Consider the following 20,866-nt stretch of genomic DNA (forward strand, 5'->3'; position numbering starts at 1 on the left):
GAAAATCCTCAGTAGATATCAATGTAGTCGGACGACGGCTTTGGCCAGTTTTGTTTGAGTGCGTTGAAAATCTGCGTTACCCAGACCTCGTCACTGGCAGCCACATTCCCCACATACCCGGATCCTTTTGCCCAAGTCTCCAAGCGAAACAGCAACCCGTCGATATCTACACCGCCTACGACCTTGCCTGAAGAGATATAGGCGATACCGGCCTTGGTGACCCGCAGTTGGGTATGTTCATCGTCACCGGCACTGGCAATCAGTTGCCGCACAGCTGCCAGCGTAAGACTTTCAGGGTTATTCAAATCGATTTGCACGCGGTGTTTCCCGGCCAATAAAACAGGCCACCAGTGTCGCACAAGATGTCATCGGCGAGGCCTTCGAGAAATACCCGACCGACTACATGGGCGCACGGGCGCGCGAGTAAGAACCGGCCGGCGAACGCCGACCGGCAAGCGATTTACTTCAAGCGCGCAAGGCGCTCGGTCAGCAGATCGAAGAAGCGCTGGGCGTCGCCGTTCTCGACCCAGAACGCATTCTTGTCCTGCTTCAGGCCGTCGTACCAATCGACGATGGTCTGGCCGAAGGTCGGGCCTTCCCGGCTGTCGACGACCACGTTAACCTGCCGACCACTGAACAACGATGGCTTGAGCAAGTAGGCGACTACCGTGGCGTCATGCACCGGGCCGCCAGGAATGCCGTAGTGTTCCATATCGCCCTTGACGTACTCGTTCAGAATATTGCTGACGACCTTGCTTGCGTTGTTGTTCAGGTCTGCGATTTTCTTCAGCCGCGCTTCGCTGGTCAGCACCTTGTGGGTGACGTCCAACGGCAGGTAGGTCAACTTCGCGCCACTTTTAAGCACAATTTCTGCGGCCACCGGGTCGGCGAACAGGTTGAATTCGGCCACCGGCGTGATATTGCCGCCATTGAAATGCGCACCACCCATGACCACCACCTCCTTGATGCCCTGGGTGATTTCCGGCGCCTGGGTCAATGCCAGGGCCAGGTTGGTCTGCGGGCCGAGCATGGCGATGGTGATGCTGTGGGGCTTGGCAGTCGTCAGAGTCTTGATCAGGTAATCCACGGCATTGCCGTCAGCCAGACCTTGTTTCGGCTCATGCACGGAGACGCCGGAGATGCCTTCCTTGCCGTGAATATTCTCGGCATAAATCGGCTTGCGCAGCAGCGGCGCCGGCGCCCCCGCATAAACGGGAATGTCCTCGCGACCGGCCCATTCACGCGCCAGGCGTGCATTGCGCGAGGTTTTGTCCAGGCGCACATTGCCGGCCACGGTGGTTAACGCGCGTATGTTCAGTTCTTCCGGCGAGGCCATGGCGAACAGCAAGGCAACCACATCGTCAGCACCTGGGTCGGTGTCGATGATCAGGTCGATTTTTTCCGCCGCCTGGGCGCTTGCAGCAGTGAGCGCGGACAAAAGCAGAACACTCCGGAACAGGTTTTTCAGGGAGGGAAGACCACGTTGCATAAAACACTCCTTGTCGTAAGGGGACTCTAGAAGGTTACGCCGGATACCAGCGCGATATTGCAGTAAGGCTGACATTCGCCGGTGCGCACGACCGCGCGCGCCCTGCCACTCAATTGCTTGAACGCCTCATGACTGAGCAGGCGTCGCTCGCCCAGCGCAGCCTGCTCTGCCAGCGCGTTGAGCGCGACCAGCGCGGGAGGCTGCTTGAGCAGGATTTCTTCAGCCAGCACGTGGCTTTCCACCTGCATTTCGCTGAGCACGACACGCAGGGTGCTGATGAAATCCGGAATGCCCTGGGTCAGCGCCAGATCAATCAATTCGACGCCGGGAGGCACCGGCAGGCCGGCGTCCCCGATGACCAGGATGTCGCCGTGCCCCAATGACGCGATCACGCGGGACAGGGCGATATTGAGCAGAGGTGTCTTTTTCATGAGGGCACAAAACCTTGTACGTCGTGCAGCGTAGGAATGGAAGGCTGGGCGCCGGCACGGGTCACCGACAACGCGGCCGCAACCTGGCCAAAACGGATGGCCTCGGCTTCGCTCTTGCCGGCCGCCAGCGCGGCGGCAAAGCCACCCACGAAGGTATCGCCGGCAGCGGTGGTGTCCACTGCCCGCACCTTGGGTGCGACCAGGTGCTCGAAGCTGTTGCCGTCAGCAAACAGTGCGCCCTGAGCGCCAAGGGTGATGATGACTTTACCGGCGCCAGCCTGGATCAGTGCTGTCGCGGCGAGTTTGGCGCTGTCGAGCGAATCGACCGCCACGCCGCTCAAGGCGCTGGCTTCACTTTCGTTGGGAATCAGGTAGTCAATCGAGGCATACCACTCGGCCGGCAAGGGCCCGCTGGCCGGCGCCGGATTGAGGATCACCGTCTTGCCCAGCTCGCGGCCACGCTTGAGCGCATGCCCGACGGTGTCCATCGGCACTTCGAGCTGGCAGATGATCACGTCGGCCGCCTGCAACACAGCATCGCAGGCTGTCAGCGAGTGCGGCGTCAACTGACCGTTACTGCCCGCCACAATCACAATCGCGTTCTGGCTGCTGTCATCCACCACGATCAGCGCGACACCACTGGAGCCTTCCACGGTGCTGATAGCCTGGCAATCGATGCCTTCGACCAGCAGCGCATCGCGCAATTGGCCGCCATAGGCATCGCTGCCGACACAACCGATCATCGCCACATCCGCCCCGAGGCGCGCCAGGGCGACGGCCTGATTGGCGCCCTTGCCACCGGGCACGGTGGAAAACGTCTGGCCGATCAGGGTTTCACCGGCACGCGGCAAGCGACTGGCGCGGGTGACCAGGTCCATGTTCAAGCTGCCTACTACCACTACTTTTGCTGGCATACATCAGTACTCATCAATTCGGTTCAGCGGTATTGGGCAAACACACCGGCCAAGGGCGCCGTCGACTCACGCAAGACAATACTTGGCGTCACGATGCGTTGATCGACCGGCAGCTGGGGTGTCGCTATACGTCGCAGTAATAATTCGGCCGCTGTCTCGCCCAGTTGTACGATCGACTGTCCGACCGTGGTCAGCGCCGGATAGACATAGCGACCCATTTGTATGTCATCGAAACCAATCACCGACAGCTCGCCCGGCACGCGGATATTGCGCTCTGCCGCAGCGCGCAGCACGCCAAAGCCGATCATGTCGTTGCAGGCAAAAATCGCACTGGGTGGTTGCTGCGCAAGCAATTGCACGGCGGCGGCATAACCGCCGGTGCTGGTGAAATCACTTTCGCGGATGCGCTCGGCCGCTGTTTCAACACCCGCCTCGCGCAGCGCACGCCGATAGCCTGCCAAGCGCATTTGCGCCACGCGGGTATGGGCGGGGCCGGCGATACAGGCGATGTCGCGATGGCCCAATTCAAGCAAGTGCCGGGTCGCCAGGTAAGCCCCCTCTTCATGATCGATGCGCACCAGGTCGACATCAATACCGTCCAGCGCCCGGTCGACGATCACCATTGGCGTACGCACCGCACTCAAGCCAGCGGCAAGGCCACTGTCATCGCCGCCCACCGAGGTCACGATCAAGCCGTCGACGCGTTTCTCCAGCAGCACGCGCAAATAGCTGCGCTGCTTTTCGGCGTTGTCGTCGGAGTTGCAGAGGATCACGCAATAGCCATTGCGCTCGCAGTAATCCTCGATGCCCCGGGCCAACTCCGCGAAATACGGGTTGAGGCTGTTGGGCACCAGCAGCCCGATCGTCGCCGTGGTCTTGGCCTTGAGCGAGCGCGCTACCGCACTGGGCACATAGTCCAACTGCTTGATTGCCGCCTCGACCTTGACGCGCACCGGCTCGCTGACCGGGCGCGTCTTGTTCACCACATGGGACACCGTGGTGTAGGAAATGCCCGCGAGCGCCGCCACATCCTTGATCGTTGCCATGGCTCAGCCCCGCCGACTGGCGCGCTGGCTGCGGTAGGTGTCGAGTACGACGGCGATTACGATCACTGCACCGGTGATGATGCGTTTCGTGGGTTCCGTCGCGCCGATCTGCGCCAGGCCTGCCGCCAGGACCGAAATAATCAGCACACCAAAGAACGTGCTGATGACCGAGCCGCGCCCGCCCATCAGGCTGGTACCGCCGATCACCACGGCGGCGATCACTTGCAATTCCAAACCTGAACCGGCATTCGGGTCCGCCGCTTCCAGGCGCGAGATCTGGAACAGCGCGGCCACACCCGCGAGCAGGCCCATCAAGCTGAACACCAGAATTTTGTACGGCTTGGGGTTGATGCCGGCCAGTCGCACCGCTTCTTCGTTGGTACCGATACCAATCAGGTAGCGGCCGAACACGGTACGGGTCAACACCAACTGGGCGGCGATGATCACCAGCAACGCAATAATGAACGATGGCGAGATCCCGAACGCAATTGGATTGGACAGCCAGGCAAACGAGTCACCGATATAAGCGGTGCGCGAGCCGGTCATCTGGTAAGCCACGCCCCGCGCCATCTCCAGCACGCCAAGGGACACGATAAACGACGGAATACGCCAGGCCACGGTGATGGAGCCGGTAAGCGTACCGGCCAATGCGGCGCAGCCCATGCCCAGCACGGCGGCCGGCAATACGCTCCAGCCCCAGCTCAGAATCGCCACGCTGACCGCGGAGGCCGCCAACGCGAGTACCGAGCCTACTGAAAGGTCGATGCCGCCGATGATCAGGATAAAGGTCATGCCCACCGCCAGCACCATCAGGTCCGGAATCTGGTTGGCCAGGGTGCTGAACGTGTCGTAGGACAGGAAGTGATCGCTGAGTACCGAGAACAGCGCAATCATCGCCAGCAACGCGCCTGCCAGGCCCAGGTAGGTGCCCAGGCCGTAGAAGTTGCCGCCGGTTTTGCCGGGGGAAGTGGTTGTTTTCATGGGGTATTCCTAGGCGCTGCCTCGTTGAGCAGCGCGTCACGTTTTTGATAGCCGGCAAAGGCGGCGGCGAGCAATTCGTCCTGGGACCAGCGGTCGCGCTCGAATGTCTCGATCAGGCGTCCGGCAGACAACACGCCGATGCGGTCACAAATCAGCATCAGCTCGCGCAGATCGCTGGAGACCACCACCAGCGCTTTGCCCTGGCGCGTCAACTCGCCGAGCAAGGCATAAATGTCGAACTTGGCACCGACGTCGATGCCACGCGTAGGCTCATCGAACAGCATCACCGAACAATCGCGCTCCAGCCAGCGGCCAATCACCACCTTCTGCTGGTTACCGCCCGACAGCTCGGAGACCAATTGCGCCGGGCTGGAACTGCGGATGCGCATAGCGTCGATCTGGCGCTTGGCCAGGGCGGTTTCATCGCGACTGTTGACCAGACCGCCGGCGGAAATTTCCGGCATGTTGCCCAAGGCGATGTTGGCGCTGATGGACTGGGTCAGCAGCAAGCCCTCCCCCTTGCGGTCCTCGGTGATCAGGGCAATGCCATGAGCGACCGCGTCCACCGGGGAGCGAATGCTCACCACATTGGCCTGCGGCCCCAACGCTACCGTGCCGCTGTCGGCCGGGTCGGCACCAAAAATCAGGCGCAGCAACTCGGTACGACCGGCGCCGATCAGCCCGGAAATACCGTAGATTTCGCCGGCGCGCACCTGGAAAGATACGTCGCGCACCTTGTCCGAGCGCGTCAGGCCTTTGACTGTCAAGGCCGGCTCACCGATGGTGCGCACGCCCAGGTCGATATGCTCGCCCAACTCGCGCCCTACCATCAGGGTCACCAGTTGCTCACTGTTATAATTGGCCATCGGCTCGACACAGACCAGCTTGCCGTCGCGCAATACGGCAATGCGCTGGGCCACGCGGGCCAACTCTTCCAGCCGATGGGAAATATAGATGATCGCCACGCCTCGGGCCTGCAGGCGGGTAATCTGTTCGAACAGCATTTCGACTTCACGGGCCGTGAGCATCGCGGTCGGTTCGTCGAGAATCAGCACATGGCAGTCGCCGATCAGATTGCGGGCAATCTCGACCATTTGCTGATGGCCAATGCCCAGGCTGCCCACCAGCGTGTCCGGGTCGATTGCATCCAGGCCAACCTGGGCCATGGCTTCGGTGGCGGCCGCGCGCAACTGTTTGCGGCTGATCCAGCCACCACGGCTGGGCAGGTTATGCAGGAACAGGTTTTCGGCCACCGTCAGCGTCGGCAGCAGGTTGAGCTCCTGCATGACCATGCGCACACCCAGCGCTTCGGCCTGGGTGCGGCTGGCGGGTCGATAATCCTGACCATTGAACTGCATGTTGCCGGTGGTCGGCGTGACCAGCCCGCCGATGATCTTCGACAAGGTACTTTTGCCTGCGCCGTTTTCACCGGTCAGCGCCAGCACTTCCCCACGGTTGAGCGTGAGGGTGATGTCGGACAGCACCGGTTGGGCATAGGTCTTGCCGATACCGCTGACCGAGAGGACAGCGTTCGGGGCGGAAGATGACATAGGAAAAATCTCCAGGCGCCCGCTCAGGACGAGCGGGCGCTGTTGGCTGCTGCCGGGATTACTTCTTGAGGACGAGTTCGACCGGGGTTTCGATCACGCCATCTTTGGCATCGACCTTCTCGCCCTTGACCAGCTTCAGCGCATTCTGGATGCCGAACACGGCTTGCTGGGCAGCGGCCTGGTCGGCAGTTGCCAACACGCGACCGTCCTGCAGCATCGGCTTGATGGCTTCGATATTGTCGTAGCCCACCACCAGCACTTTACCGGCCTTGCCTGCCGCGCGTACGGCGGAGACGGCGCCCAGGGCCATGTTGTCGTTACCGGCCAGAAGCGCCTTGAGGTCCGGGTATTCACTCAGCATCGCCGAGGCGACTTTCTGGCCCTGGTCGATTTCCCAGTTACCGGATTGGGTGGAGACAATCTTCATGCCTGCCGCATCCATCGCATCCTTGAAGCCTGCGGTGCGCTGCTGGGCATTGGTGGTGGTCGGCACGCCTTCGATGATACCGACCTTGTCGCCCGCAGCCAGTTGCTTGGCCAGATAGTCACCGACCAGCTTGGAGCCTTTGCGGTTGTCCGGGCCTACGAAGGGAATATCGAGTTTTTTGCTTTTCAGCACGTCCGGGTCCAGGCGATTGTCGATGTTGACCACCTTGATACCGGCATCCGAAGCCTTTTTCAGCACGGTGACCAGCGCCTTGGAGTCGGCGGGTGCGATGACGATGGCGTTGACCTTGGCCAGGATCATCTGATTGACGATATCGATCTGTGCGCTGGTGTCGGTTTCGTTCTTGATGCCGTTGGTGATCATGTCGAAGTCGGCGGCGTGGGACTTCTGATAGTCCTTGGCGCCCTCTTGCATGGTCACGAAAAATTCGTTGGCAAGGGACTTCATCACCAGGCCGACCTTGGGTTTGGCAGCGGCGTCGTCAGCGAATGCAGAAGAGAGAGGCAGGGCAGCGGATGCGGCGGCAAGCACAGCGACAGCGAGAAGACGTCCTGCAAATGGCAGCTTCATGGGTGTACTCCGATCTTATGATTATTGTGAGCAACGCTTGCACCGAAGAAACATCTCGCAAACGTTTGCGTTGTCCGAACTATGAGAACCTTGTCGAGATTTGTCAACGGCAGTCGCTCACCTTTCATTCCGAAAAATACGGTTCCCTCTATTGCTGTCTGAAACGACAGGAGCAGCGACGATTTCACACATGGCCGCATCTAAATACCTTCGACACTTTCGGACAACCGAACACCAACGCCTCCTGCGTTCGGAAAGCCGGACAGCACCCTGTCAGACCAGCCTGAACAGGCAATTTAAGTTGTTTCAAATCAATAAGTTAATTTATCTACTGGTTCATCATCGGCCTGGTACAAATCCTGCTCTTTCTCAGCACCTCGAGGCGTTCAGAGTCGCCCGGGTGTTCTGGATAAATCTGCTACCGCACTCGTCAAAAACCAGAGAGAAAAATAATGAAATCTGCATTGAAATCCTTTGTTCCAGGGGCGCTAGCCCTTCTGCTGCTATTCCCTGTCGCCACTCAGGCAAAAGAAGTCGAAAGCAAGACCAAGCTCGCCAACGTGGTGATCCTCGCCACTGGCGGCACCATTGCTGGCGCGGGCGCCAGTGCTGCCAACAGCGCCACCTACCAGGCGGCCAAAGTCGGCATCGAGCAATTGATCGCCGGCGTTCCTGAGCTTAGCCAGATCGCCAATGTACGCGGCGAACAAGTGATGCAAATTGCGTCGGAAAGCATCAATAACGAGAACCTGCTGCAACTGGGGCGCCGCGTCGCCGAATTGGCCGACAGCAAGGACGTGGATGGCATCGTGATCACCCACGGTACCGACACCCTCGAAGAAACCGCCTACTTCCTCAACCTGGTTGAAAAAACCGACAAGCCTATCGTGGTGGTCGGTTCCATGCGCCCGGGTACCGCCATGTCGGCGGACGGCATGCTCAACCTGTACAACGCCGTTGCCGTCGCGGGCAGCAAGGACGCGCGTGGCAAAGGTGTACTGGTGACCATGAACGACGAGATCCAGTCGGGTCGCGACGTGAGCAAGATGATCAATATCAAGACCGAGGCGTTCAAGAGCCCATGGGGCCCATTGGGCATGGTCGTTGAAGGCAAATCCTACTGGTTCCGCCTGCCTGCCAAGCGTCACACCATGGATTCGGAATTCGACATCAAGACCATCAAGAGCCTGCCTGACGTTGAAATTGCCTATGGCTACGGCAACGTGAGCGACACCGCCTACAAAGCCCTGGCCCAAGCGGGCGCCAAAGCGATCATCCATGCCGGCACCGGCAATGGCTCGGTGTCGTCCAAAGTCGTTCCGGCGCTGGTGGAATTGCGTAAACAAGGCGTGCAGATCATTCGCTCTTCGCACGTCAACGCTGGTGGCATGGTGCTGCGTAACGCTGAACAGCCAGACGATAAATACGACTGGGTGGCTGCCCTTGACCTGAATCCGCAGAAGGCCCGCATCCTGGCAATGGTCGCCCTGACCAAGACTCAGGACAGCAAAGAGCTGCAACGGATGTTCTGGGAATACTGATTCCAGACCTACCTGAAACTGTGGCGAGGTAACGTGCTTCCTCGCCACATCAGGCTCACGCCTAAAACTTTTTCTCGCAGCAAATCACAGCAAATTTCCAAATTCGCTGTCAGACGGATGTCTTTGAATTTAAGCAGTTGCGAAAACACCTACAGTTAAATACTGTATGTGCGTACAGCTTACTAAGGAATACTCCGTGGCAAAGCCCTCCTCCGCAGCACCTGCAGCGCCTGACGCCTACCAACGCCTGGCCATTCGCGTACAAAAAATCATCAATTCGACCAATGCCCAAAAAGCCAAGGCGGCGTTGATCTTCCGCTTGCCGGATGAGCCCGAGGACGAGTGGGCGCGCCTGCTTGAAGAAATTGCGGAAAACGACAACGTCACCCTCGCCTACAGGGACGATGGCGGCGTGCAGATTTTCTGGGTTGTGCCGAAGGAAGATTGATTGAATGAGTGTCCGTTTTTTCGCTGTGTGCTGCCTGTTTTTTGCCGTCACCGCCAACGCCCAAGCCCCCCGAACCTTCAGTGAAGCCAAAAAAATCGCCTGGAAGCTCTACGCGCCCCAATCCACCGAGTTTTATTGCGGCTGCAAATACGCCGGCAACCGCATAGACCTGAAAGCCTGCGGTTATATCCCGCGCAAAAACGCCAACCGCGCTGCGCGCATAGAATGGGAACATATTGTGCCTGCCTGGCAGATCGGCCATCAGCGCCAGTGTTGGCAAAACGGCGGACGCAAAAACTGCACGCGCCATGACGACGTGTTCAAGCGTGCCGAAGCAGACCTGCACAACCTGGTGCCAAGCATCGGCGAGGTGAATGGCGACCGTAACAACTTCAGCTTCGGCTGGCTGCCGGTGCAAAGCGGGCAATACGGTTCATGCCTGACCCAGGTGGACTTCAAGGCCAAGAAGGTCATGCCGCGTCCGTCGATTCGCGGAATGATCGCACGCACCTATTTTTACATGAGCAAGCAATACGGCCTGCGCCTGTCCAAACAGGATCGTCAATTGTATGAAGCCTGGAACAAGACCTACCCGGTGCAAGCCTGGGAGCGCCAGCGCAACCAGACGGTGGGCTGTGTAATGGGCCGAGGCAATGAATTTGTCGGCCCGGTGAATCTGAAGGCTTGCGGCTGATGGTGGGCGCAGCTTGCGCCCACCCGGCCTGCTACTGCACGGCCTTGTGTTCGATGACCTCTGACACGGTGTCGTTTTTCTTGGCCCGCGCCATCTTTTCGTTGAGCAGTGCCTGCTTGGCCTCAGCCTCGGCCTTGGTGGCAAACGGGCCAAGCAGTACCTGGTCCTTGCCGTCCGCTTTCACGATGTAAAAATTGAAACCATGTTCCAGCAACCAGGCGGTCAAGTCAGTGATCGCCTGCAGCTTGTGATCCGGCGACCCCACCCATACATCCCATTCCTGCGCGGCAATCGCACCGGTTTGTGGCTGGCTTTCGGTCACGACAGGCTTGGCCTTGGGAGCATCGACAGGTTTACCTTCGCCGCATCCGGCCAATGCCAACACCGCAATTGCCATCGCTACTTTACGCACTGCCCTGCTCCTTTGAAGATAAAGAGGCGACTTTACCATTCACTGTCTATTCTGGCCGTCATAAACGTTGGCTTAAACAATGCGAATCATGTATCGCGACCTGTATGATGCCGCCATGGGAATTAATGTCGCCTCTATGCGTCCTAAAAGAGGCAGTCACAGGGAAGCGCTTCGCAGTAAGCTTACGCACATACGACACCTGCCCTGTCTGAACATGTGTCCTTAAAAGTAATCAAGGAGAACTCCATGCTTATACTCACCCGCAAAGTTGGTGAAAGCATAAACATCGGTGATGACATCACGATCACCATCCTGGGCGTTAGCGGCCAGCAAGTACGAATCGGCATCAACGCTCCCAAGGATGTTGCCGTGCATCGCGAGGAAATTTATCAGCGCATCCAGGCCGGCCTCACTGCGCCGGACAAAAACCAGACGCCTTGAAGCACTTCCAGTAGCCAGCCTTTTGCTTCACCGTGACGGCTGGCGAAAACCCGATCTGCCCGTTCGCCCTCGTTATCCAAGCCGTACGCCTCGTATATGCCTCCGCACTGCAAGATGAAACTGCCATCATGTCAGGAACTTGTTGCATCATTTGCAGCCAAATTCCACGTCATCCTGCGGTCCGAGTGCATTCAGGAGCACGTCGATGAGGCCAACCGTTACACAGCCCATGCTTTCCCTTTCCTGGACGATCACCTTGCTGATAGGGCTGGTCTTTCTGGCGCTCGGGTATGGACTGCGACTGGAAGTCGAGGGGGCTTTCGACGCGACTGACCACTCCTGGCTGGACCTGGCATTACTCCTCTGCGCCTACCTGTTTGCGTTCTGCCTCAAGCCGATCCAGAAGACAATCCTGCGCAAGCTGTGCCAGCGTGAGGCCCAGCGTGCGCATCAAAAAGCAACACGCTGACTTTCTTCGCGCTCTCGCACAATCAGCAGGCCGTCAGCTTCTTGCCGGACCTGCAGCGCCTCATACCCATCGATACAGGCATGTTCAGTCGCCATGGGAGTCATGTGCGTCGTGGTCACCACGATCACCTCCGCTCCCGCCGCTTCTGCGGCCCGAATGCCCACCGTTGCATCCTCGAACACCAGGCAATCCTGCACAGGCACACCCAGGCGCTTGGCACCGAGCAGGTAACAGGCCGGATTTGGCTTGCCGCTGGTGACATCTTCGGCCGTCACCATTACCGCAGGCACGGGAATCCCCGCAGCTGCCATTCGGCGCAATGCCAGTGCCCTGGGCGCAGACGTGACCAGTGCCCACTGATCGGCAGGCAAGCGTTTCAGGAATTCAACCGCACCGGAAATTGCCACGACACCCTCGACATCGTTCACTTCAGCTTCGGTAATCCACGCCGCCTCGGCCTGGGCGTTCACACCCGGCAACGCCTGGCGCGTGATCGTATCAATCGCGCGGGCACCATGGATGGTGGTCAGGAACGCCTCCACATCCAGGCCATGGCGTTGCGCCCAACGGCTCCATACCCGCTCGGCGGCGGCAATGGAATTGAGCAGGGTCCCGTCCATATCGAACAGAAAGGCACGGTAATGCCGGGTAAGTACGGCTGGATTTGGGCTGGACACGACGCGGCTTCCCCAGGTGTTCAAGCAATGATTGATGCCATGCAATCTACGGTTCACCTCGCCACTTGTAAACGCTGCGAGGCGCTCGCCCCAAGCGTTGAATGACGAACTTGTCATCATCCTGTTGGCTGGCTGTTCGGGTCGCCTGGTTACTGTGAACTCACTGCCAACCCCGGCAGCCACCCTTCACAGAGAGATTCGCCATGAAACGCTTTGCTCTTGTCTTTTCTGCCTTGCTCGCCACTGGTTCGGTATTCGCTGCCGATACCGCCCCGATGGCTCCCGTGATCCATGATAAGACCGGCTTTTTCGTCCATCTGGATGTCGCCAAGGTCCTGTCCAGTACCGACACCTATGGTCAATGCGGTATCGTCCCGGCGCAACTGCGCTACCTGGATCATCAGGACCGCGAGCACGTGCTGGACTACCAGGTGCAAGGCACCGGTTGCGCCAGTGACAATTGATCAGGCTACACTGGCGCAACCCATTGAATCAGGGCATTTCCCATGAACATCCTCGTAGTCGAAGACGAACCCAAGGCCGGCAACTATCTGCTCAACGGCTTGCAGGAACTGGGCTACAGCGTGAGCCTGGCCCGCGATGGCGTGGACGGTCTGCACCAGGCCCTGGAAACGCCGTTCGACGTGATCGTGCTCGATGTGATGATGCCGAAAATGGATGGCTGGGAAGTGCTGCGCCGTCTGCGCAAGGAGGCCGATACGCCGGTCCTGTTCCTGACCGCCCGCGACGATATCGCCGACCGTATCAAGGGCCTGGAGCTGGGCGCCGACGACTATCTGATCAAGCCCTTCTCCTTTGCCGAACTGGTCGCGCGCCTGCGCACCCTGACACGGCGCGGCCCGACACGGGAAGAAGAGCACCTGCACATCGCCGACCTGCACATTGATGTGCTCAAGCGCCGCGTCACCCGCTCTGGCACGCGCATTACCCTGACCAATAAAGAGTTCGCCCTGTTGCACCTGTTCGCCACCCACCAGGACCAGGTGCTCTCACGCTCGCTGATTGCCTCGCGGGTATGGGACATGAATTTTGACAGCGACACCAATGTGGTCGACGTGGCCGTGCGGCGCCTGCGCTTGAAAATCGACGATCCGTTTCAACTCAAGTTGATCCACAGCGTGCGTGGCATCGGCTACCGCTTCGATACTCAGCCATGAGCCGCAGTCGTCATTACTCGCTGACCCTGCGCCTGGCGCTGATCTTCGCCCTGCTCGCCTTTGCCTTGCTGGCCACCCTGGGTGTGGCGCTGTACCGCGAACTGGAGCGCGAGCTGATCCGCCGCGACGACACCGCGCTGATCTCCCGCGTGGATCAACTGCGCAATCTGCTCAGCGACAGCAACACTCTGGACCTGATCAAGACCAAGCCCGAATTGTTCCAGAACATGCTCGGCAACCGCGAATCGGTATTGAGCATCGCCGCCCCCGGTCAACAACCCTTGCTACTGGTGAACCCGGCGAATATCGAACTGCCTGTGATAGAACCGGTGCCGAGCAATCACGTACTGGCGCTGAGCGATGTGCAGCACTTGCCGGGGCTCAACGGCATCCCCTTTTCGACGGTGGCAGCGACGATCAACTCCGGCGACCTGGGCAGCCTGCAAGTCACCAGCGGCCGCCTGATGACCGAGCGCACCGCCGTACTCGCCAGCTATCGATTAAGCGTTTATATCCTGGCGAGTATCGCTGCGATCATCCTGGCATTGGCCGGTTACCTGTTGGTGCATCGCGGCCTGCTGCCCTTGCGCCGCCTGGCCCGGCACGCGCAAGGGATCGGCGTCGGCAACCTGGCCGAGCGCCTCGACAGCCAGGGCGCGCCGAAAGAACTGCTGCCGATGATCGAGTCGTTCAACACCATGCTTGAGCGTTTATCCAAAGGTTTTGTGCAGTTGGGCCAGGTCTCAACCGATATGGCTCATGAACTGCGCACGCCGATCAATAACCTGCTCGGCGAAACCCAGGTTGCCTTGCAGCAGCAGCGCAGTGTCGACAGCTACCAGCAACTGCTGGCGTCCAATGTCGAGGAGCTCGAACGCCTGGCGCGGATGCTCGACAACATGCTGTTCCTGGCGCGCACCGACCCGGCCAGCGCGCTGCGCCAACGCCAGGCGCTGGACGCAGCGGATGAAGTGGAGCGCATCGCGGATTATTTCGAAGGGTTGGCCGCTGATGCAGGCATGCACATCGCAGTCCAGGGCGCAGGCGTGATCTGGGCTGAGCCGATGCTCCTGCGCCGCGCCCTGGCCAACCTGTGCGCCAACGCCATCAAGTATGGCGCGCCGGGCTCGGAGCTGAGCGTCCAAGCGATTGCAACCGACGAGGGCGTCAACGTGAGGGTCAGCAACCAGGGTGCGACCATTCCCGCCGAGCATCTGCCGCGGCTGTTCGAACGGTTCTACCGGGTGGATGAGTCCCGCGAGCGGTCCTCCCAATCCAATGGACTGGGGCTGTCAATCGTGGCCACCATCATGCAACTGCATAACGGGCGGTATCACGTCAGCAGCGAAGACGGCGTGACAACGTTCGAGCTGTTTTTCCCCGCACGGGAAGCGTGAATCCCTTCAATCAAACGCCCCATTGAGCACTTCATAGATGATACCGGTGGTGATGGCGACCAATATCAGATCCGTGCCCGCCTGTTGCCATTCATACCCATCGTAATGGGGCAGGCGCCCCGCCAGGCGTCCATCGAGTTTCTTCGCGATACCGGGCGGCAGCGGCTTGCCGCGCGCCAGATTTTTCTGAATACCCGGCGGCAATGCAGACCCCGGGCTCCAGTAATCCCGGTTACCGCCCACCAGGCTCAGTACACTGCCTCGATCAACGCTGGGGCCGTGTTTACTGGCCGAACCTTTGCTCTTGGGTTTGTCGTGGCCCTGTCCCGCCGAGCTATTACCTTTGTTATTGCCTTGGCCCTTGCCGTTGCCGGGATCAGCCAGAGCCATTCCACTGCCTGCAAAGACTGCGAGCGACAGCGCGACAGAGACGAACTTCGAGGATTTGATCATGGTGTACTTCCCGGATGGATGCCTGGTTAACTGTAGTCGAGGCTACTCCACCCCGTACAGAATCAGCTCACCCGACCACCTGTTTCCACGATATCCATCCGGGTTTGCCAGGCGGCCGAGACCGCAACGCGCAGTCCCTCCACCAGCACCGGCAGCGCCATCGACGGCTGGCCGAACTCCGGCAAGCCGGGCACATGGATAAACCCACTGCGCACTGCGCAGCCTGCCAGCGCATGCTGCAACCGATAAAACACCTGATTGCATACGAAAGTCCCCGCCGTCTGCGAAACCGAGGCCGCAATACCCGCTTCACGCACCGCTTTGACCATGCTCTTGATCGGCAACGTCGAGAAGTAGGCGGCCGGGCCACCTTCTACCACCGCCGTGTCGATCGGCTGGGCGCCCAGGTTGTCCGGGATCCGCGCATCATTGACGTTGATTGCGACGCGCTCGATGGAAATATCACTGCGCCCGGGGCCCAAGCCGGTGGCGATGACCATGACCGGTTGCAATTCCTCGATCAGTTGAATCAAGGTCTCGGCAGCAGTGGCAAAGGCACAGGGCAATCGGCGCGCGACGATCCCCACCTCATCATTCAGTTTCACCCCCTCCAGCAGGCGCACCGCCTCCCAGGATGGATTCACCACGTCATGATCGAAAGGCTCGAAGCCGGTCAGCAATAGGGTTTTCATCCTGGCCTCACATCAGCAGATAAAGCAGCACGATATTGACCACCAGCATCATCAACGCAGTCGGCAATTGGGCCTTGATCACCGCGTTCTTGTCCGGCAGTTCCAGCAATGCTGCGGGCACGATATTGAAGTTGGCCGCCATTGGTGTCATCAGCGTACCGCAGTAGCCGGAGAACATGCCGATCGCGGCCATGACCGCCGGGTTGCCGCCGTAGATGCCCACCAGCACCGGCACACCGACGCCACCGGTCATCACCGGGAACGCCGCGAAGCCGTTACCCATGATCACCGTAAACAACGCCATGCCCAGCACATAGACCATCACCGCCACCAACTTGAAATCCAGGTTGATATAGGTGGTAGTGACGTGGGCGACAGCCGTGCCCACCCCGGCCTCGTTGAACAACAGCCCGAGCATGGCCAGCATCTGCGGCAGCACCATGGCCCAACCCAGGGCTTCGGTCAGGCGACGCGATTCGCGCAAGGCCTGCACGGGCGTATCGCGGGTCAGCCAGCAGGCCAGGCCAAGGGCAATCAGGCAGCCGATGCCGAGAGAAACGAAGGTGGTGTTCTTCGGATCGAGCAGCGGCACACCGCCGATTTCGGTGTGTTTGAGCAAGACCGAGCCGATTACCGTGGTCAGCGGAATGGCCAGCGCAGGGATAAACAGCTTGTGTCCCAGGCGACCGGCACTGGCGCGGGATGCCTTGTCATGCAGTTCGGCATGCTGCCCACGGCCCACCCCGCCCAGGCCGGCGATTACCGCCATTACCACGACGCCGACACCAATGACCACTGAAGGCAGACGCTCTCCCATGAGGAACGGAATGGCAAACAGCAGCCAGAACAGTGCGCTGGACCAACGCTTGGGATGGGTGCGATCCAGCAGGATCATGCCGGCGGTGATCAGCAACAGCACACCGGCCAGCCAGTACAGGTACTGAATGGAAATAATCATTGCGCGGCCTCCACCGAGGGGGCGGCGGTCATCTCACGGGTCAACCTTCGATCGAATCGATGCAGCCGGATGGCATGAATGATAAAGGCACAGATCGCCGTCGGGATGCCCCACACCGCAATATGCAGCGGCTCCACATCGATCCCCGAGCCCAGCAGAAAGGTGTGCATCAAGGCGATCGCACCAAAGGCGACGAAGATGTCCTCACCGAAAAACAACCCCACGTTGTCGGTGGCGGCACACATGGCCAATACCTTGTGGCGCAACTTGTCGGGCAGCTTGCCATAGCGTTTTTCCGCAGCACCTTCGGCCATCGGCGCCAGCAATGGCCGCACCATCTGCGGATGCCCGCCCAGGCTGGTCAGGCCCATGGCTGCGGTGGATTCACGTACAAACAGATAGATGATCAGCAAACGCCCGACCGTAGCGCGCTCGAAACGGGCGATCCAGTTCTGTGCATGCAGGCGCAGGCCATGGCGCTCCAACAGGCCAATCACCGCCAGCGGTAACAACAGGATCAATTGCAGCGCACGGGTCTGGAGGAAACCATCACCCATGGTGGCGAGAATTTTTTCCAGCGGAAACTGGGCGGCGAGCCCGGTAGCGATAGCGGCGGCAGTGACCACCAGCAATGGATTGAAGCGCAATACAAAGCCGACCACGATGACAAGTACGCCGATCAACGGCCATAAATTCACAACAGTTTGCATGGCGAAGAGGTCCTTTAGTGCGCGCTGCGGCGCCATTACAGCAGGATGCAAGCAAAAGGCTCACAGCATGAAAGTGGCGTGCAGTCGGCTCGGTTTTTTTATTGTTGACCCGGAAGGTCGAGCAGTGGCGGCAACTTTGCTGCCTTGAGGCGGGAGGTGTCCAACAAGAAAAATTGTTGCTGCAGACCAATAAATCTTGTCGAGATTGGCGCTGCCGAAATCGACAACTGGAGGGATTCGGGATTCACCCTATACTCAGCAATGATGCTCTTGCGCAGCATCCACGGTGCTATTGCCGACAATGAGGGCTCCAGCTATGTATGCCGGTCAGATGAGCAGTATGGCGACAGCAATTGGCGAGATACGCTGCCAGATGGTGGTCCAGATCATTTGTCTGCTGTCGGTGGCGACGCTTTTCTGTTGAGCGAGATGCCAGCGTCCCAAGTACACCGCAAGATGTCGCTGGCGAGGCACTGCCCGAATTCCAGAAAATAAAAAAGGGCTCACCTCCCAGTGAGACCTTTCAGCCGCCCAGCACAGCTTGGAACAAAGGCTCCGAGTGTTTGCAGCTTGCGCAGAAAAAGACCAGAATAAAGACCTATTCAGGAGGCTAATCTGTGCAAAATATTCTGGCTGACGTGGCCGTCAGCGTATCTGAACTGAAGAAGAACCCCTCCTCAGTATTGAGTGGCGCCAATGGCTTGCCCGTGGCCGTGTTAAACCACAACCGCGTCGTGGGCTACATGGTCCCTGCCAACGTCTATGAAGCAATGGTTGAACGCCTGGACGAGCTGGAGCTGGTCCAACTGGTCAAGGCTCGTCTCGAAGCCAACGAAACACCCGTTCAAATAGCGCTCGACGATCTTATTGGCGAGGCGGAGGCGGATATCGCCAATGGCCATTGAGTACACCGTCCAGTGGGATCCGAAAGCATTGAAAGAATTGCGAAAACTCGATGGCACTATCCGCCTGCAGTTTTTGAAAAAGCTGCAGGAGCGCCAGACCGGACCGCGTGTGCCAAGTGACGCGCTTCACGGTATGAAGGATTGCTACAAAATCAAATTGCGCAGCGCCGGCTACCGAATGGTGTACCGCGTTGAAGATGAGCGAATTGTCATCCTCGTGTTGGCCGTCGGTAAACGTGAGCGCAGCTCCGTGTACGAGCAGGCGGGGAAGCGATAGGAACACGCAATGCGCCCCGTGGGAGGCATCAAGTGCAGATATGCCGTTGCGATATACCGGCACGTAGTTGCCCCACGGCTGGAATCCTCATTGCGGTGACGGCCCACTTCTCGATAAATGCACTCAGCGCAAGCGATAGGCCAAAGCCCAGGGTCTCCTCCCTCTTTCAGCAAACCACATGGAGTAAGTCGCTATGAAATTTCTTAAGACTGCATGGAACAACCGTAAGAAAAAAAAGCTCTGGGCGGAGCTAAATGATTGGACGCTGATACTAATCGGCCTACCAAGTTTTGCGACCGGCGCCTACTACCTGTGGGTGGCAAAGACGGTTACTGAGGACGTGATCATCTGGTCCAAACAAAACGGACTGACGCTGGAAGCGGTCATGGTCTTCGCCTTTCTAGGCTTGGTTGCTCTGAGTGGCTTGTATTTTGCGACGGTAGCGAAACGCTGCTACGGATTGTTCGTTGAGCGGAATTTTAAGTAACTAATAGACCCCCGCCCGACCTGCCGGGCTTTTCACAACCAGTGCCTACACCTCGCCGGTCATGAAGGAAGAAAGCAATGCGAAAGTATGCGTCCGGGCATCACGCCTTGCGTGATTAGACCGGCTGCCACTTATGCGGCAGCAACTGATCGATCTCACTCGCCCGCTGCGTCGGCAAACGCATGAGGATATCCTTCAAATAGGCATACGGATCATGGCCATTCAGCCGCGCAGACTGGATCAGACTCATGATCGCCGCCGCTCGTTTGCCGCTACGCAGCGATCCAGCGAAGAGCCAGTTTTTGCGTCCCAGCGCCCACGGCCGGATCTGGTTCTCTGCCCAGTTATTGTCAATAGGTACCGCCCCATCACTGAGGTAGCGCGACAGCGCTGCCCAGCGTTTCAGGCTGTAATCCAGTGCTCTGCAAATAGCCGAACCTTCAGGCACGAGGTCGCGCTGGGCGATCATCCAGGTATGCAGTCTATCCATCACCGGGACGGCTTTTTCTTGCCGTATTCGGCGCCGTAAATCCGGCTCCAGATCGCGGACTTCGCTCTCGATTTCGTACAGCAACTGGATGTAGCGCAGGGCCTGCTCGGCGAGCATGCTCTTGTTGGTGGCGTGCAATTCGAAGAACTTGCGCCGGGCATGGGCCATGCAGCCGATCTCGGTCACACCGAGTTCGAAACTGGCCTTGTAGCCGCCAAAGTCATCACACACCAGTTTGCCCTTCCAGTCTTGCAGGAAGTTGCGAGCATGTTCTCCGGCGCGGCTGGGGCTGAAGTCATAAACCACCGCTGCCACGTCCGAAAACTGGCTGGTGGCGTAGGCCCAAACATAGGAACGGTGCGTTTTCTTCGAGCCTGGCGCAAGCATCTGCACCGGTGTTTCATCAGCGTGGACGACCTGCTGCCCAAGCACCACATCGCGCAGCGCGTCAACCAAGGGCTGCAACTGCACGCCGGTAATGCCAACCCATTGAGCCAAAGTGGAACGTGGAATCGCCAGGCCCGCTCGACCGAAAATCGACTCTTGGCGGTAAAGCGGCAGGTGGTCGGCAAACTTGGCGATCATGACGTGGGCCAGCAGCCCGGCGGTCGGGATACCCTTGTCGATGACCTGTGCCGGAACGGGTGCCTGGATCAGCGTTTCGCACTCATCGCATACCCACTTGCCACGGACATGGCGTTCGACGGTGAACACGCCGGGCGTGTAGTCCAGCTTCTCGCTGACGTCCTCACCGATGCGCTTGAGGGCGCAGCCGCATGGGCAGTGGGTGTTGTCCGGTTCGTGATGGATCAGCGTGCGTGGAAACTCTGCCGGCAACGCGGTGCGCTTGGGCTTTTGCTTTTTCTCGGTCGCCGCTGGCGCGGTTTGCAAGGCTTGAAGCTCGGCCTCAATCGCCGCGATATCGGTATCGATCAGGTCATCGAGCAAGCTGGCCTGCTCAGGATTCATCTGCTCGCTGCGCTTGGCAAACTTCAAGCGCTTGAGCTGGGCGATTTCGTGGGTCAGCTTCTCGATCACCGTTTGATCGCGGTTGATCTTCTTGCCCATGGTCTCGACCGTCTTGCCCATCGTCTCGACTTGCTGGTCGAGTGTCTCGACACGCTGTATCAACTGCGCCGCCAAAGCGCGCAGTTGTTCAGGGGTCAGGTGATCGAGATTGGGGAGCGAAGTCATGGTGCCGATTTTGC

27 protein-coding genes are annotated in these 20,866 nt (G+C 59.2%); 12 read left to right on the forward strand and 15 right to left on the reverse strand.

Going from position 1 to position 20,866, the window contains the following annotated elements:
• Positions 1-8: 8 nt before the first annotated feature.
• The 8 genes from MRY17_RS16580 to MRY17_RS16615 form a co-directional block, all read right to left on the reverse strand.
• Positions 9-317: a hypothetical protein gene (locus MRY17_RS16580; RefSeq protein WP_191952012.1), complete on the reverse strand. Its 309-nt coding sequence runs from the start codon at positions 315-317 to the stop codon at positions 9-11.
• A 143-nt stretch (positions 318-460) separates the two neighbouring features.
• Positions 461-1,489, reverse strand: coding sequence for a nucleoside hydrolase (locus tag MRY17_RS16585; protein ID WP_243352518.1), 1,029 nt, complete (start codon positions 1,487-1,489; stop codon positions 461-463).
• A gap of 26 nt (positions 1,490-1,515) precedes the next feature.
• Positions 1,516-1,920 (reverse strand): D-ribose pyranase, encoded by a 405-nt coding sequence (rbsD, locus tag MRY17_RS16590; protein WP_124424238.1) that lies wholly within the window; start codon positions 1,918-1,920, stop codon positions 1,516-1,518.
• Positions 1,917-2,834 carry a ribokinase gene (rbsK, locus tag MRY17_RS16595; RefSeq protein ID WP_181285449.1) on the reverse strand — a complete coding sequence of 306 codons (918 nt, stop codon included), beginning with the start codon at positions 2,832-2,834 and terminating at the stop codon, positions 1,917-1,919. The genes rbsD and rbsK overlap by 4 nt, the downstream gene beginning before the upstream one ends.
• A gap of 23 nt (positions 2,835-2,857) precedes the next feature.
• Positions 2,858-3,880, reverse strand: coding sequence for a LacI family DNA-binding transcriptional regulator (locus MRY17_RS16600; protein WP_065952942.1), 1,023 nt, complete (start codon positions 3,878-3,880; stop codon positions 2,858-2,860).
• Positions 3,881-3,883: 3 nt separating this feature from the next.
• A complete protein-coding gene (locus MRY17_RS16605; protein WP_003174987.1) occupies positions 3,884-4,861 on the reverse strand; it encodes an ABC transporter permease in 978 nt (325 codons plus the stop codon).
• Positions 4,858-6,411, reverse strand: coding sequence for a sugar ABC transporter ATP-binding protein (locus MRY17_RS16610; protein WP_181285451.1), 1,554 nt, complete (start codon positions 6,409-6,411; stop codon positions 4,858-4,860). The genes MRY17_RS16605 and MRY17_RS16610 overlap by 4 nt, the downstream gene beginning before the upstream one ends.
• Before the next feature lie 58 nt (positions 6,412-6,469).
• Complete coding sequence (locus MRY17_RS16615; RefSeq protein ID WP_181285452.1) at positions 6,470-7,429, reverse strand: sugar ABC transporter substrate-binding protein; 960 nt, start codon at positions 7,427-7,429, stop codon at positions 6,470-6,472.
• A gap of 452 nt (positions 7,430-7,881) precedes the next feature.
• On the opposite strand from MRY17_RS16615, the gene MRY17_RS16620 reads away from it, so the two are divergent.
• The 3 genes from MRY17_RS16620 (at position 7,882) to MRY17_RS16630 (ending at position 10,112) form a co-directional block, all read left to right on the forward strand.
• Positions 7,882-8,970, forward strand: a complete 1,089-nt coding sequence (locus tag MRY17_RS16620; RefSeq protein WP_181285453.1) for an asparaginase — start codon at positions 7,882-7,884, stop codon at positions 8,968-8,970.
• 196 nt (positions 8,971-9,166) lie between these two features.
• A complete protein-coding gene (locus MRY17_RS16625) occupies positions 9,167-9,418 on the forward strand; it encodes a DUF1654 domain-containing protein (protein ID WP_170827563.1) in 252 nt (83 codons plus the stop codon).
• Between the two features lie 4 nt (positions 9,419-9,422).
• Positions 9,423-10,112 (forward strand): endonuclease, encoded by a 690-nt coding sequence (locus MRY17_RS16630; protein ID WP_243352519.1) that lies wholly within the window; start codon positions 9,423-9,425, stop codon positions 10,110-10,112.
• Between the two features lie 31 nt (positions 10,113-10,143).
• Here the strand turns inward: MRY17_RS16630 and MRY17_RS16635 are convergent, their stop codons facing one another.
• Positions 10,144-10,509, reverse strand: coding sequence for an SPOR domain-containing protein (locus MRY17_RS16635; RefSeq protein WP_181285466.1), 366 nt, complete (start codon positions 10,507-10,509; stop codon positions 10,144-10,146).
• Positions 10,510-10,770: 261 nt separating this feature from the next.
• Between MRY17_RS16635 and csrA the strand changes: the two genes are divergently transcribed.
• The gene (csrA, locus tag MRY17_RS16640; protein WP_003192511.1) at positions 10,771-10,965 is read left to right on the forward strand and encodes a carbon storage regulator CsrA; all 195 of its coding nucleotides are present in this window, start codon (positions 10,771-10,773) and stop codon (positions 10,963-10,965) included.
• A gap of 205 nt (positions 10,966-11,170) precedes the next feature.
• Positions 11,171-11,434, forward strand: coding sequence for a hypothetical protein (locus MRY17_RS16645; RefSeq protein WP_181285454.1), 264 nt, complete (start codon positions 11,171-11,173; stop codon positions 11,432-11,434).
• Here MRY17_RS16645 and MRY17_RS16650 read toward each other — a convergent pair.
• Positions 11,416-12,111 (reverse strand): HAD-IA family hydrolase, encoded by a 696-nt coding sequence (locus MRY17_RS16650; protein WP_181285455.1) that lies wholly within the window; start codon positions 12,109-12,111, stop codon positions 11,416-11,418. The two genes, MRY17_RS16645 and MRY17_RS16650, sit on opposite strands and share 19 nt — an antisense overlap.
• 203 nt (positions 12,112-12,314) lie before the next feature.
• Between MRY17_RS16650 and MRY17_RS16655 the strand changes: the two genes are divergently transcribed.
• Genes MRY17_RS16655 through MRY17_RS16665 form a run of 3 tightly spaced genes read left to right on the forward strand, consistent with a single transcriptional unit; the run spans position 12,315 to position 14,686 of the window.
• On the forward strand, positions 12,315-12,575 hold the full coding sequence (locus tag MRY17_RS16655) for a DUF2790 domain-containing protein (protein ID WP_181285456.1): 261 nt from the start codon (positions 12,315-12,317) through the stop codon (positions 12,573-12,575).
• Between the two features lie 42 nt (positions 12,576-12,617).
• Complete coding sequence (locus MRY17_RS16660; protein WP_181285457.1) at positions 12,618-13,289, forward strand: heavy metal response regulator transcription factor; 672 nt, start codon at positions 12,618-12,620, stop codon at positions 13,287-13,289.
• Positions 13,286-14,686, forward strand: coding sequence for a heavy metal sensor histidine kinase (locus MRY17_RS16665; RefSeq protein ID WP_191952017.1), 1,401 nt, complete (start codon positions 13,286-13,288; stop codon positions 14,684-14,686). The genes MRY17_RS16660 and MRY17_RS16665 overlap by 4 nt, the downstream gene beginning before the upstream one ends.
• A gap of 6 nt (positions 14,687-14,692) precedes the next feature.
• On the opposite strand, the gene MRY17_RS16670 is transcribed toward MRY17_RS16665, so the two are convergent.
• The 4 genes from MRY17_RS16670 to MRY17_RS16685 all read right to left on the reverse strand — a co-directional run bounded on the left by MRY17_RS16670 (position 14,693) and on the right by MRY17_RS16685 (position 17,499).
• Positions 14,693-15,139, reverse strand: a complete 447-nt coding sequence (locus MRY17_RS16670; RefSeq protein WP_243352520.1) for an anti-virulence regulator CigR family protein — start codon at positions 15,137-15,139, stop codon at positions 14,693-14,695.
• A gap of 62 nt (positions 15,140-15,201) precedes the next feature.
• Positions 15,202-15,831: a pyroglutamyl-peptidase I gene (pcp, locus tag MRY17_RS16675; RefSeq protein WP_243352521.1), complete on the reverse strand. Its 630-nt coding sequence runs from the start codon at positions 15,829-15,831 to the stop codon at positions 15,202-15,204.
• Positions 15,832-15,838: 7 nt separating this feature from the next.
• Positions 15,839-16,789 (reverse strand): DUF979 domain-containing protein, encoded by a 951-nt coding sequence (locus MRY17_RS16680; protein ID WP_181285461.1) that lies wholly within the window; start codon positions 16,787-16,789, stop codon positions 15,839-15,841.
• A complete protein-coding gene (locus tag MRY17_RS16685; RefSeq protein ID WP_065952927.1) occupies positions 16,786-17,499 on the reverse strand; it encodes a DUF969 domain-containing protein in 714 nt (237 codons plus the stop codon). The genes MRY17_RS16680 and MRY17_RS16685 overlap by 4 nt, the downstream gene beginning before the upstream one ends.
• Positions 17,500-17,655: 156 nt before the next feature.
• Between MRY17_RS16685 and MRY17_RS16690 the strand changes: the two genes are divergently transcribed.
• From MRY17_RS16690 to MRY17_RS16705, 4 genes are all read left to right on the forward strand, one after another.
• Positions 17,656-17,994, forward strand: coding sequence for a hypothetical protein (locus MRY17_RS16690; RefSeq protein ID WP_243352522.1), 339 nt, complete (start codon positions 17,656-17,658; stop codon positions 17,992-17,994).
• A 122-nt stretch (positions 17,995-18,116) separates the two neighbouring features.
• Positions 18,117-18,404, forward strand: coding sequence for a type II toxin-antitoxin system Phd/YefM family antitoxin (locus tag MRY17_RS16695; protein WP_181285462.1), 288 nt, complete (start codon positions 18,117-18,119; stop codon positions 18,402-18,404).
• A complete protein-coding gene (locus tag MRY17_RS16700; protein ID WP_431768370.1) occupies positions 18,394-18,681 on the forward strand; it encodes a type II toxin-antitoxin system RelE family toxin in 288 nt (95 codons plus the stop codon). Before MRY17_RS16695 ends, MRY17_RS16700 begins: the two co-directional genes overlap by 11 nt.
• A 193-nt stretch (positions 18,682-18,874) precedes the next feature.
• Entirely contained in the window at positions 18,875-19,168 is a 294-nt protein-coding gene (locus MRY17_RS16705; protein WP_243352523.1) for a hypothetical protein, read from the forward strand.
• Positions 19,169-19,283: 115 nt separating this feature from the next.
• Here the strand turns inward: MRY17_RS16705 and tnpC are convergent, their stop codons facing one another.
• Positions 19,284-20,852, reverse strand: coding sequence for an IS66 family transposase (gene tnpC / locus MRY17_RS16710; RefSeq protein ID WP_243352524.1), 1,569 nt, complete (start codon positions 20,850-20,852; stop codon positions 19,284-19,286).
• Positions 20,853-20,866 lie beyond the last annotated feature (14 nt).

The organism is Pseudomonas orientalis (genome assembly GCF_022807995.1).
GTDB lineage: Bacteria > Pseudomonadota > Gammaproteobacteria > Pseudomonadales > Pseudomonadaceae > Aquipseudomonas > Aquipseudomonas orientalis_B.

What these genes read in the sequence shown, in the direction of transcription:
- MRY17_RS16585 (WP_243352518.1), bottom strand. Translation starts at nt 1,489, where the DNA reads ATGCAACGTGGTCTTCCCTCCCTGAAAAACCTGTTCCGGAGTGTTCTG.
- rbsD (WP_124424238.1), bottom strand. Translation starts at nt 1,920, where the DNA reads ATGAAAAAGACACCTCTGCTCAATATCGCCCTGTCCCGCGTGATCGCG.
- rbsK (WP_181285449.1), bottom strand. Translation starts at nt 2,834, where the DNA reads ATGCCAGCAAAAGTAGTGGTAGTAGGCAGCTTGAACATGGACCTGGTC.
- MRY17_RS16600 (WP_065952942.1), bottom strand. Translation starts at nt 3,880, where the DNA reads ATGGCAACGATCAAGGATGTGGCGGCGCTCGCGGGCATTTCCTACACC.
- MRY17_RS16605 (WP_003174987.1), bottom strand. Translation starts at nt 4,861, where the DNA reads ATGAAAACAACCACTTCCCCCGGCAAAACCGGCGGCAACTTCTACGGC.
- MRY17_RS16610 (WP_181285451.1), bottom strand. Translation starts at nt 6,411, where the DNA reads ATGTCATCTTCCGCCCCGAACGCTGTCCTCTCGGTCAGCGGTATCGGC.
- MRY17_RS16615 (WP_181285452.1), bottom strand. Translation starts at nt 7,429, where the DNA reads ATGAAGCTGCCATTTGCAGGACGTCTTCTCGCTGTCGCTGTGCTTGCC.
- MRY17_RS16620 (WP_181285453.1), top strand. Translation starts at nt 7,882, where the DNA reads ATGAAATCTGCATTGAAATCCTTTGTTCCAGGGGCGCTAGCCCTTCTG.
- MRY17_RS16630 (WP_243352519.1), top strand. Translation starts at nt 9,423, where the DNA reads ATGAGTGTCCGTTTTTTCGCTGTGTGCTGCCTGTTTTTTGCCGTCACC.
- MRY17_RS16635 (WP_181285466.1), bottom strand. Translation starts at nt 10,509, where the DNA reads ATGGCAATTGCGGTGTTGGCATTGGCCGGATGCGGCGAAGGTAAACCT.
- csrA (WP_003192511.1), top strand. Translation starts at nt 10,771, where the DNA reads ATGCTTATACTCACCCGCAAAGTTGGTGAAAGCATAAACATCGGTGAT.
- MRY17_RS16645 (WP_181285454.1), top strand. Translation starts at nt 11,171, where the DNA reads ATGAGGCCAACCGTTACACAGCCCATGCTTTCCCTTTCCTGGACGATC.
- MRY17_RS16655 (WP_181285456.1), top strand. Translation starts at nt 12,315, where the DNA reads ATGAAACGCTTTGCTCTTGTCTTTTCTGCCTTGCTCGCCACTGGTTCG.
- MRY17_RS16660 (WP_181285457.1), top strand. Translation starts at nt 12,618, where the DNA reads ATGAACATCCTCGTAGTCGAAGACGAACCCAAGGCCGGCAACTATCTG.
- MRY17_RS16665 (WP_191952017.1), top strand. Translation starts at nt 13,286, where the DNA reads ATGAGCCGCAGTCGTCATTACTCGCTGACCCTGCGCCTGGCGCTGATC.
- MRY17_RS16670 (WP_243352520.1), bottom strand. Translation starts at nt 15,139, where the DNA reads ATGATCAAATCCTCGAAGTTCGTCTCTGTCGCGCTGTCGCTCGCAGTC.
- pcp (WP_243352521.1), bottom strand. Translation starts at nt 15,831, where the DNA reads ATGAAAACCCTATTGCTGACCGGCTTCGAGCCTTTCGATCATGACGTG.
- MRY17_RS16680 (WP_181285461.1), bottom strand. Translation starts at nt 16,789, where the DNA reads ATGATTATTTCCATTCAGTACCTGTACTGGCTGGCCGGTGTGCTGTTG.
- MRY17_RS16685 (WP_065952927.1), bottom strand. Translation starts at nt 17,499, where the DNA reads ATGCAAACTGTTGTGAATTTATGGCCGTTGATCGGCGTACTTGTCATC.
- MRY17_RS16700 (WP_431768370.1), top strand. Translation starts at nt 18,394, where the DNA reads ATGGCCATTGAGTACACCGTCCAGTGGGATCCGAAAGCATTGAAAGAA.
- MRY17_RS16705 (WP_243352523.1), top strand. Translation starts at nt 18,875, where the DNA reads ATGAAATTTCTTAAGACTGCATGGAACAACCGTAAGAAAAAAAAGCTC.
- tnpC (WP_243352524.1), bottom strand. Translation starts at nt 20,852, where the DNA reads ATGACTTCGCTCCCCAATCTCGATCACCTGACCCCTGAACAACTGCGC.